The 12341-nt window shown below is 37.7% G+C and carries 5 protein-coding genes; all 5 read left to right on the top strand.

The annotated features are described in order from the left end of the window. Window positions 1–261 precede the first annotated feature (261 nt). A complete protein-coding gene (locus K7887_RS23020) occupies window positions 262–4362 on the top strand; it encodes a S8 family serine peptidase (RefSeq protein ID WP_317849215.1) in 4101 nt (1366 codons plus the stop codon). Window positions 4363–4584: 222 nt separating this feature from the next. Next, entirely contained in the window at window positions 4585–5820 is a 1236-nt protein-coding gene (locus tag K7887_RS16150) for a helix-turn-helix domain-containing protein (RefSeq protein ID WP_223490562.1), read from the top strand. A gap of 422 nt (window positions 5821–6242) precedes the next feature. Next, on the top strand, window positions 6243–6782 hold the full coding sequence (locus K7887_RS16145; RefSeq protein WP_223490560.1) for a signal peptidase I: 540 nt from the start codon (window positions 6243–6245) through the stop codon (window positions 6780–6782). An 18-nt stretch (window positions 6783–6800) separates the two neighbouring features. Beyond that, window positions 6801–7520: a hypothetical protein gene (locus K7887_RS16140; RefSeq protein ID WP_223490559.1), complete on the top strand. Its 720-nt coding sequence runs from the start codon at window positions 6801–6803 to the stop codon at window positions 7518–7520. 475 nt (window positions 7521–7995) lie between these two features. Continuing rightward, entirely contained in the window at window positions 7996–12171 is a 4176-nt protein-coding gene (locus tag K7887_RS16135; protein WP_223490557.1) for a S8 family serine peptidase, read from the top strand. The last annotated feature ends 170 nt before the right edge of the window (window positions 12172–12341 follow it).

The raw sequence follows: 12341 nt of genomic DNA, 5'->3' as shown, positions 1-12341 counted from the left end.
TCCCAAGTTATAAATTTTGTAAAATATAACTCTTTGAAACTATTTTAAAATCCCCCAATTTTTATGAGTATTTAGTACTGGGACTATGGATGCGAATAAAAATGAAAATCTGTGAAAAGTTTGATAATTCAATGTTTAGGTTTTAGTTACTATAAATATATTCTTTGCTTTTCCTTTCTTCATTTAACTAAATTCCCCCCAATGACATGAAAACAATTCGACACTAAAATTATTAGTAGAATGACACAGGGGGTAAAAAGGATGAAAAGTAGTAAGTTGCCGAAGATTGTGCTAAGTGTTGGAATACTTTTAGGCTCTGCTTTGCCAATCAGTTCAGAACCAGTTGTCCATGCAGAATCAACGCAGAATGCCATGAGTATTCTTGCGAGTCTTACAAAAGAACAACGGGAAGCACTCGATAAATTAGAGACAAACCGCTCGATTAGAGGCCTTCAATTATCAAGGGACATTGATTTAAAGAGTGAGGAGAATGTGACCGTCATTGTTGAATTCGAGCAATTACCTGCGAAGGCAGAGACAGTCTACAAGTCACTAAAAGGGGAAGAGGTTCCTCTTGAAAAGGCGAAAAAAATGGTGGAAGACTCACATAAAAAATTCAAAAAAGAATTAGATGACAAGCTTGTGCCAAAGGCGAAATCCGGGAAAGCGAACTACAAAGTAAAGCACTCTTATAAAAATGCTTTTAATGGCATTACCCTGTCCTTGCCGGCCAACAAGGTTGAAAATCTATTAGACTCTGATGTGGTTAAAGCAGTGTACAGCGAATTGGAAGTCCAGCTTACTCCTCCACCAAAATTAACAGAGGAAGAAGAGGCAACAACCAAAGTGGACAGTATCCTATTTATGAATATTGATCAGTTACATAAAGAAGGGTTTACAGGTAAAGGAGTAAAGGTTGGCGTTATAGACACAGGGGTTGATTATAATCATCCAGATATAAAAGATGCTTACAAAGGAGGATATGACTTTGTAGACAATGATGATGATCCGATGGAAGCCACTTATGAGGATTGGAAAGCAGCTCCTGGGTATCCTGAAGTGAACCAAGGTAACACCTACTATACAAATCATGGAACACATGTATCAGGGACAATTATTGGACAAGCTGAGAATGATTCGGATTATAAGGTCATAGGTGTTGCTCCGGAAGCCGATTTGTATGCTTATCGTGTATTGGGCCCTTATGGAAGCGGATCGAATAGCGCGATTATTGCCGGCATAGATCGTGCAGTTGCAGACGATATGGATGTCATTAATCTATCACTGGGAGCACAAACGAACAATCCACTAGATGCTGCTAGCTTAACGGTCAATAATGCCGTCTTAAGTGGGGTGACGGCAGTCGTTGCTGCTGGAAACTCAGGAGATTTAGGGAATAGTACATTAGGTTCCCCTGGAGCTGCTGCACTTGCTTTGACGGTAGGAGCCAGTTCTGCCCCCTCTTTCGTCACAACTTATAACGGTATGTTTTCTGCAGATGGAAAGGAGTCGAACGGTACCTTGCAATTAATGACCAACAAATGGACGGATGATTTTAGGAAGCTCGAGGGACAAAATTACGAAATGGTCGAAGTTGGAGAAGGAGGACCTGCTGATTACAACGGGAAAGATGTAAATGGAAAGGTTGCATTCGTAGCCAGAGGCACCTATGCCCTTATTGAAAAAATGAATTATGCTAAACAAAATGGCGCTGTTGGTGTTGTGATTTATAATAATATTTCAGACGACGGCCATATTCCACACTATCTAGGAGAAAACAACGAAAATATCCCTACTTTTTCTCTATCAAATCAAGATGGTTTAGCAGTAAAAGAATTATTTAAAGAGGGTACACCAACTATCACAATTGGGGAAATCGGTGAAGCGGAAATTAGTGGAGACGAGCTTGCTTCTTTCAGTTCAAAGGGTCCATCAGGCACATTATATGATATCAAGCCAGATGTAACAGCACCGGGCGTAAATATTTTATCCACCGTCCCAGCATATATGCATAATAAAGAAGATTCTACTGATTATTCATTTGCTTACCAACGATTATCAGGCACATCCATGGCATCTCCTCAAGTTGCCGGGATTGCCGCGTTATTATTACAAGCACATCCGGATTACACACCAAGTGATATTAAATCTGTCATCATGAATACAGCAGATCCATTAAAAAATCAATATAGTGTGTTTGAAGTAGGAGCGGGGCGAGTCGATCCAATGCAGGCACTTCACTCAGATACGTTAATTTCCGTGCTGGATGAAACGCCATTTATTGAAAACGGAGAAGAAATACTTATCCCAGAACAAACTGGTGGCTTAAGTTACGGTTTCATTCCAATGGGGGATGAACATATCACTAAAACAACGAATCTATCGATTACAAATAATAGTAAGAAAAACAAAAAGTACGATATCACCGTTGAGTATAATATTGGAGCGAAGGCATCAGGGTCGCTGGATGCAGAGAAAAATGGTGTAAGACTGAATATTCCAAAGGCGATTCAAGTGAAGAAGAATAAAGAGGAACGCTTCAATGCTTTCCTCACGATTCCGAAATCCGCCCAAAATGGAACCTATGAAGGGTATATTGTCATTAAAAACCAAAAGGATAGAGATGAAATCTACCGTATTCCTTTTGGAGCAAAGGTAGTGGAAGAAGGGATCGGTTACTTTGAAGTATATACACCAAGTATTTCTACTAACCGGGTGAAAAATCCTTACAGCAGGAAAGCTACAGATCTTGACTTTAGATTAAATTCCCCAATGGAAACATTGGACTGGATATTGGTGGATCCGGATACGAAAGAAGAATTAGGTTGGATTACAGGAGTAAACGCGACGGGAGCAGCAATTGACTATGACTATTTCATTGATGATGGATTTGCGGGCTATTATTTTCCATTTACCGGACACGAGAAGAAGCCTATTAGCTACACAAGAATTAGAGCAGAAGATGGCATATATGAAGTCAAGATGATTGGAACGACAAAGGATGGCAGGCAATTTGCCAAAACCTCGACCATAAGCCTTGATAATAGTGAACCCAAAGTGATCTTTGACGAGACAAATGCCATGCCTAAAGGCGATAATCCAATTGTAGTGGTGCCAGAAGGTCAAGACAGCGTAACATTATCAGGTACTTTGATCGATCAAGAACTAAATGAAGCACAACAAGCAGGCATTTCACTGAGTCAAGCTGATAACAATCTTTGGTATGGTCAAAACGGTCCAAACGTTCGCCTTGAAGTAGATGAAAATGGTAGGTTCTCACAAGAGCTCAATGTTGCAACCAACTCTATAAGAGAAATTCAATACGTTGGAGCTGACTATGCAGGTAATACAGCTATACCAAAAATCGTTTATTATGCAAAAGAAGGATCTCAGTTTATTTTTGCAAAACCAGATAAAGAGTCCTATCGAATGGGAGATAAAATCAAGTACACGTTCTATGCACATAATCTACAAAATGCTAAGGATTTCTCAATGACTTTAAACTATCAAGATAAGTTCTTTGATGAATCTATTGATTTCCGATTAGGAGACCAGCTGCCCGAAGGTTCAGAATTAATTGAAACAACTACTAAGCCAGGTACAACCAGGACAATGATTGAAATAACTATTCCTGATGAAGGCGTTTCCGGGGATGTAGCATTATTTGAAATGATTGCCGATACAAAATCAGATGAATTCAGACATGCTTATTCACCTCTGTTCAGTCCTACGACTATGCAGATAAATAAAGGCCCACGAATAACGACAAAAATCGGAATCCATCCAATTTATCCAACAATTTCACAGGTGGATGCCGGATATTTAGGCGCTGAAGGATTGTTAACAGATAAAGGTGGATTTGATTATAGTAGAGATTACTCAAAAGTGGGAGCAACTATTCATTTGAAAGATCTAGAAGGAACCTCTTATCCTGCGAGATTAGAAACTAATGGTCGAATTTATGTGGATAATCTCCCTGTAACAGTAAAGAACTATACGATGATTATCGATGTTCCAGGACATTATACGACGTACACACCATTAGAAATTGGTTACGAAGTAAATGGGATTGATATGGGAGAATGGATTTCCTATAGAACAGCAGTATCAAAACCAGGTGATATAAATAAAGACAATGTTGTAGATATCTATGATGCCTTATTACTTCATGAGTATTGGGGAACGGAAAATAGAAATACAGATATAAACTTTGATGGTGCGACAGATGAGTTGGATTTTCAACTTCTTGAAAAGTATTATCTATCAGATAACGACTTTGTTCTCGATACTCCAGAACCTCAATCTGAAGCGAATGGCAAGACTATTGAAAAGATTAAACTAGAGCTAGGAATGACACCTTGACGTAAAAGGCTCTGACATACACTTACAACGATGAACAAGGGTAGTCCTAAACTTTTAGGCTGCCCTTGTTCTATTGCATCATTTAAAAGTGGATATGAATATTAGATTCTAAATTATCGCAAAAAACTAATAATACTACTACATCTGAATGCAAATAAAAGGTATGATAAGAAAAAGCTCCATTCAGTATATAGGATATAAAATAGTTGGGAGTGTGTTGCATTGAGTTTAGGAATCCTAATTAAATTCCATAGGGAAAAAAATGGCCTGACACAAGAAGAACTGGGAAAAGGGGTCTGTTCTGTAACTCATGTAAGTAAAATTGAGCGGGGAACGACTCAGTTTTCATCAGAGATCACCAATCTATTAAGTGAGAAGCTGGGAATTAATATGGAAGCAGAATTACAATCGCTTCAGAAATTTGAAAAACTTCTGCATCAATGGCACGATTGTATGGTCTTGCAACAAAACAATGAAATTGAACGACTCAAAAATCAAATTGAAAAGAATTCTCTGTTTTTAATCCAATCGGTGAAAAATAAATATTTTCTTTTGCAAGCAAGGTATTTTCTATTGCAAGGAGACATAACGAATGCCGAAGCACTTATTGATAAAATATATAACGTCCGCAAAGATTTAAATACGTACGAAACTCACTTACTCCACCATCTATTAGGAATAACAGAACTTCAAAAAGGTAACTTCAAAAAAGCACTGGAATATCTTCTTAAAATTAATGAAAAAGAATATGAGAACCTGGAATTCTATTATCAGATTGCAATTGCCTATCACAATCTTCAATTTAAAGTAAAAGCTTACTATTATAGTGAACTTTCACTTGAATATTTTCAAAAGACAAATAATTTCAAAAAAATTATCGATGCAGAAACTATCAAATTAATCAATGAAGGAAGAAACGAGCTTTGGGATTTTGACAATCTTGTCAATCGATATAACCAATTGATTGCGCAATGCGAAATAATAAATGATACTTCAAAAAAAGCCAACTTGCTAAGTAATTTAGCTTATGAATATTCTTATTCTGGGGATAATGAAAACGCTAGAATATACTATAAAAAGACATTGGACCTACTTAAAGGTAATAAAAAATCTTCTAATTACTTGAATAACCTTATAGGATATATTTACTGTTGCTTACAGATAAAAGAAAATAATGTGGATAGTATGCTGACGCAATTGATTCAAACGGGTATGGAAATATCAAAGGAAATTAAAGATCATAGTAGCTTAGCATTCTTTCAAATGCTTCGTTTACTGCACGATGATGAAAAAGAGCTTTATTATCAATTTATTGAGGAAAAAATCATCCCTATGCTTAACAAAAACGGGAAATATCATCAGTTGCATACGTATGAAAAAACGATGTTTCAATACTACCTAGATCAAGGCAAGCATGAGTCTGCTAACAAGTATGCTAGCAGACTCCTTAACAATTAGTAGGGTGCGGAGTCTACTGTTAATCTCCCCAGTGTGACACACACGATTAAAGAATTTCTATACTTATAATAAATGGTTGCTGTTCCAATAGTATTGGACAGCTTTTTTTGTTTTTCATTTAATAAAGAGTGAAAGTTGGGGGAATGCACTAGGATTATTGTACTGGTTGTTTTTTCACCCTTCTTCTTTTTCTATTAATGTATTCCTATTCTATCGAACTTAGAGAGGATTTTTTGATCAAAAGTCAGCGGATTTGCAGAGCTGAATACTATTAATTCCCCCAATACCCTTCCCCTCTTAACTGTGCAATAATTTTAATAGAAGTAAAAATCAGAATATTAAATAGTATTCTGAATGAAAGCGAATTTTTATCCTTCAACAATAAACCTTATTGGTACAACAACTAGAAACGAGGGTGAGAAATGGAAAAGGCTACAACATTCGTAAAAAAAGGTTTAACGATCACAATCATCTTATTCATCATGGTCATCCTATTTTCCATTTTCGCTAGCCTAAACAGTAACAAACCACTAAGCGTTTTGGGGATAAAGCCTCTCACCGTATTATCGAATAGTATGGCACCAGTTTTTGAGGCTGGGGATGTCATTATTACTCGAGAGGTTGATCCAGGTGATCTTAGCAAGGGTGACATTATTTCTTTTTACAACGAAGAGCAACTATTAGTCACTCATAGAATCACGTCCATTGTTGAAACAGATGGGGGGAGACATTTTTATACGAAAGGTGATAACAACAATTCAGCAGACGAGAATGTCACAACAGCTAATGAGATTGTAGGAAAAAAAATATTTCTGATTCCATTCTTAGGCTACTTTTCTCAGTTTATAAAGGGCCCACTAGGTTTCTTACTGTTCATAGCTCTACCTTTAACAGGCTATGTATGTATAGTGGCATTTGAAAAAATGAAGCCAAAGAGGAAGAAAGAGATTAAACAATCATAATGAATAAGGGGGATTCACATGTTTAAATTGAAAAATGCGTTTCTAGGTAGTGCGTTGGTAGGAACGATGGTGGTGTCGGTAAGTTTCGGTACATATTCTTGGTTTACATCTGAGACAAATGCTACAGGACAAATAACAAACGGCTTACTAGAAATTAATAACGGCCAAGACATGGAGAGCATGATAGTTGATCAAGCAGGCTTTGCCCCATCCCAATTAGTTTATGGTGAATGGTTAACAATCGAAAACACTGGGGATATGGATGTTTATCTTAAAGCAACGTATAACCAGTCTGTAGATGCTGATGTTTCTCTTGATGCTTATAAAATAGGATATATTGCCTATAAGTTCTCTGAAGGAGAAGAAATGACGGATGACATCTTGGAAGAATCAAGAATCTACTTGGATCAACTCTTCAATGGTCCAACAAATGAAGCCAAGACTTTATCCAAAGAGATTACTCCTGGAGTTGAAATGGTAGTTGGATTTGTAGAAGAAGAGGAAATTCAACAAGCAGGAGCAGCGAAAAGCAGTAGTGGAAAAGCGAAGATGGTATTAGGCGAGGGGTCAAAAGAAGGGGAGAAGCATGAGTTCTGGCAATTGAACGATAATCAATATATCGACCTTTCCTTTGCAATTAAATTGGATCATACAGCAGGGAACGAATACCAAGGCGTGACCTACTCTTCCAACTTAAATATTCAAGCAAAGCAAATGGTTGATGGGGCTAAATATTGAAAATAGAAGATATTACAAGTATTAAATACCAACCTTCGAGATAATCCTTTTCTCTACTAAACAATCAAAGATAAACACCAGTGTTAAGAGTCAAGAATATCCTCAGTGTTCGATATTCTTGGCTTTCTTTTTGTCATCATGTACTACATGCAATGAAATTGTACTAAAAGGGAGAATTATGATGGTCAACCAGGACAGATTGATAAATTCATTTAGTGAGATTAATTTTACAAAATATAAAATGCCGATCATAGTTATATTTTCTAGTCCGACAGATTATCAGGACATGTATATAGCAAGGGTATTCGATGTCAATAAACCTACTAACTATATCTTGATGAGAACAAATTTAGAAGCTATTAGAAAGGAAATACCCAAGGGATTTTCTCTGATAAAAAAATCACCCGGTGATGACGCGACAATTGTTGAAACTTGGATTTGATTATTTTTGAATAATTTTTCTAGGAGGAACGGTATGAGTATTGGAAAAATAAAACATATAATTACAGGAACATTAGTTGCTAGTTTGTTATTTTCCACAGGGACTTCGTATAAAGCTATTGCTGAAGATAATTCTCAGAATAATAAAAAAAGTGTGGAGCAGATGTTAGTTAATTTAACGGAGCAGCAAAGGAAAGCGCTCAAAGAACTTGAAATCACACCAGGATTTGTTGTTTCACCAGATATTAACAAAGAGAGTTCAGAATTAGTCAACGTAATTGTAGAATTTAATTCTAACCCCGCAGAGGTGGAAGTGGCAAAGAATGCTGTAAAAGGAAAAAGAATGACTCTTTCTTCGGCAAAAAGTAAAGTGAAAAAAGATCACGATACGTTTCAAAAAGAATGGAAAACTATCAAAAGCTTAAATAGACCAAATGAAGAAAAGATGAAAGACTCCAAGATTACGAGAGAATACCATGAGGCATTCAATGGAGTAGCGATGACATTACCGGGAACGGCGGTGCAAGAGTTACTTAGTACAGGAGTTGTCAAACGTATTTGGAAAGATGATGAAGTGAAGCTTGATCTGCCAGAAGAAGCAAGTGAAATGATGAAATCATCAACTTCATCAAAGGTAGATGATAGCCTTGTACAAATCGGTGCAGACAAGCTTCATCAAGAGAATATTTCCGGTTCGGGAGTAAAAGTGGGGGTTATTGATACAGGTATTGACTATAATCACCCAGATTTAAAAGATTCTTATAAAGGCGGATACGATTTTGTTGATAATGATTCGGATCCAATGGAGGCAACTTATCAGGAGTGGAAGGATTCCGGAAGGCCTGAATTTGAAGGTGGTTCCAGTTACTATACGTTACATGGAACACACGTAGCTGGCTCTATCGCAGCACAAAAGAAAAACAGCTCGGCATCTGCAGTAAAGGGAGTAGCTCCTGATGTCGATCTATATATGTATCGTGTGTTGGGTTCTTATGGGAGAGGATCGCTTGGTGCGGTCATTGCAGGTATTGACAGGGCGGTCCAAGATGAGATGGATGTTATCAACTTATCGTTGGGATCAAGTATTAATGATCCTCTAAATCCAACATCTATAGCGGTTAATAATGCGATGCTCTCAGGCGTTGTGACTGTCGTTGCGTCAGGAAACGCAGGACCTGGTGAAAAAACGCTAGGATCTCCTGGAGCAGCTGCATTAGGAATTACGGTAGGGGCCAGTGATGTTTCGGTAACCATTCCAACGATTACTGCAAGTGCAGGGGAATCCAGCATCACTGACATGAAGTTATTGGCGCAAAACTTTACAGATAACTTAAAAGATCTCGAAAATAAAACCTTGCCTACTATCGATGTGGGAATAGGAACTAAAAGCGACTTTAATAATAAAGATGTAGCTGGTAAGGTAGCAGTCATTCAACGAGGTAATATTACATTTGATGAAAAAATTCAAAATGCTAGAGCGGCAGGTGCTAAAGCTGTAATTGTTTACAACAATGTTGATGGTGAAATAGAAGCTTATCTTGGGGAAGGGATGAATTATATTCCTGCTTTCCATATTACAAAAGCTGACGGAGAACAGTTGCTTTCACAATCAGAAATCACCTTTGAATCTTTTGGTAGCGTGAAGACAGAAGGAGACCGCTTAGCTGAATTTAGTTCAAGAGGTCCCGTTAACGGGAATGATGACATTAAACCAGATGTCGTCGGACCGGGAGTGGCAATCTTTTCTACTATTCCTGAGTTCATCAATGATCCACAGGACGGAGAAAATTACGATACCGCATATGCTCGTCTCCAAGGAACATCCATGGCTGCTCCGCATGTAGCTGGGACGGCAGCGCTTATCTTGCAAGCCAATCCTGAATATACACCTTTTGATGTGAAAGCGGTCTTAATGAATACGGCAGATAAAATGAATGGCGAATACTCCGTCAATGAAATCGGCTCAGGCAGAATTAATGCGTATGAGGCGGTCCATACAGAAACACTTATAAAAGTTATGGACAAAACCATACATGAACAGGATGGGAATTTCATCGAAATTGATGAAGAAACGGGTTCAATTGCTTTCGGCAGTCACTTTAAAGAGGAAGATGGACCTATTGAAGACAGCAGGAAAATAGTTATACGGAACTTCAATGAAAAAGATGTAAAGGAATATAACACAAATGTTGAATTCTTGCCAGCTAAGGGAGAAGTTCGGGATGCCGATAAAAATGGCGTAGAAGTATTAATACCAAATACAGTTTCAATTGAAGCAGGAAAATCTGCAGAGGTTGAGCCGACTATACGCGTTTCACAAGATGCGGAATTCGGGCGGTATGAAGGATATGTTAACCTTATTAATTCCGGAAATAGTGAAGAAAATTACCGAATACCTTTTTCCATCCGAGTAACAGAAAAAGGATTTGAGAAGATGATATTGACAAGACCAATGATTGCGAATGATTCGAAAGCACATCCGTATTACACGCCATATACCAATGCAATCGTAAAATTATCAACACCATTAAAGACGATTGATGTATTGGTGAGAGATGGAGAATCAGGAGAAGCAATTGGATTTATTGCAACCATCAATGCAAGCCATTTAATGACAGGTATTGATTATTGGGCAGATGCTATTTTTAAAGGAAAAGTGTACCCATTCACCAATGATCCTTCGCAGCCAATTTCTGATAAAGAGGTGAAACTGCCGGAAGGTGACTATACTTTTGAAATGATTGGGTATGATGAGCAAGGTACACCCCGAAGTAAAGGCGCAATGGTGATGATTGATAATACGCCTCCGGAAGTAGAGGTATCCATGGATCCTGGTATTTATGAAGTGGATGATTCGATGTACACGATAGAAGAAGGATATGACGGCCCTGCAGTATGGATTCACGGAAACGTATATGATTCGACAGTCGATGTTCTAAAACAGAAAGGAATGGCAATCGATCAATCTGTGAATGGTGTACTTTGGTGGGAGTATAACTACTATAATCATTATTTCCTTGCGGTGGATAGCGAAGGGAACTTTAGATTCCCTGCAACGAAGGAAAGAATTGACCAAATGTCTTATTTAGACTCCAATTTATTTGTATTTGATAACGCAACAGCTTCAGTAGGATATCCGCAAGGCATAAATCGTTACCTGTTCATAAAAGAAGGAACGGAATACGCGGTTCCAAGTTATGATAAAGAAAAGGTGCGTCTTGGGGACGAAATTACGATGACGTTGAATTTGAACAATGTTAAGCAACTTGCCTCTGGAGAATTCACTGTACCTTTCTATAATAAACACTTTGAATTTCTGAATGTTAAAGTCAATGAGGCCTTTAAAAAGTACACGGAGGAAAAGGGTGTTAACGTTATATTAGATGAACCAACATTAAATGCTAGTAATGTCAAAGTTGGTGCTTCGATGGAGGAAGATGATTTAGCTATCGATCAGAACTTACCTTTCTTGGATGTCACATTCAAAGTTATAAACGATGAAAACTACAATTACCAAGAGGGATTATCATTATCATTTGATACTACAGCCTTTAAATATAAGAAAACATCAGATTCTAATGCTACTACGATTCGAGTATATAAAGACCAGTCATTTATAATTCTAGCAAAATACTCGATCGTAAATGGAAGTATGAAACCAGAAGCATTCTTGAGGGAAAATGGTCAATGGGATAATACAGTTGATTTCTCTAAGCTTGGAGCGAAGGTATATGCGAAAAATAAGAATGGAAAAACCTTTGAAGCATCGATTATTCATAGTAATGCATACTATACAATAGATAAACTACCAACTACAGAACAAGAGTATGACATCTATGTGCAAGTACCTGGTCACCTTACGAGCAGATCGACTGAGACTGTAGGGACGTACATTGATGGTGAGATAGCAGGGACACGACATATTGCCCAAATAGAAACAGGCTATGCGGGTGACGTAAATGGGGATAAAATAATTGATATTGACGATGCGATTATCGCTGTTTTCTCCTATGGGAAAGAGAATGTAGGTGTAAACAAGGGAGATATCAATCAAGATGGTAAAGTAGATGAAAAAGACCTCCGTTACATCGAGAAGAATTTCTTGAAAGTAGGCCCAGATGTTAAAGGAAATAAGAAACCTAAAGAAAAATCAGGTAAGGTAACATTGGAAAAATTATTCCGATCAATAGGGCTTGAATTGAAAAACTAAATAAACAGTAGGAAATGCCAGGGAGAAATCCCTGGCATTTATCGAGATAACTTAAAACTGAAAACCTATTGTTATTGATGGTTTCTAGCTGATGATTGGAGCAAATGGCGTAGACTCCTGCGGGGGAGTAGCGACAATGTTGAGACCCAACAGGGCGCAGCCCGAGGAGG

The sequence above is a fragment of the Sutcliffiella horikoshii genome (assembly GCF_019931755.1).
Taxonomy (GTDB): Bacteria; Bacillota; Bacilli; order Bacillales; family Bacillaceae_I; genus Sutcliffiella_A; species Sutcliffiella_A horikoshii_E.
The sequence above is the reverse complement of the archived record's forward strand: the minus strand, read 5'-3'. Positions and strand labels throughout refer to the sequence as shown.

Coding starts and splice junctions, on each gene's coding strand:
- K7887_RS23020 (WP_317849215.1), top strand. CDS start 262: ATGAAAAGTAGTAAGTTGCCGAAGATTGTGCTAAGTGTTGGAATACTT.
- K7887_RS16145 (WP_223490560.1), top strand. CDS start 6,243: ATGGAAAAGGCTACAACATTCGTAAAAAAAGGTTTAACGATCACAATC.
- K7887_RS16140 (WP_223490559.1), top strand. CDS start 6,801: ATGTTTAAATTGAAAAATGCGTTTCTAGGTAGTGCGTTGGTAGGAACG.
- K7887_RS16135 (WP_223490557.1), top strand. CDS start 7,996: ATGAGTATTGGAAAAATAAAACATATAATTACAGGAACATTAGTTGCT.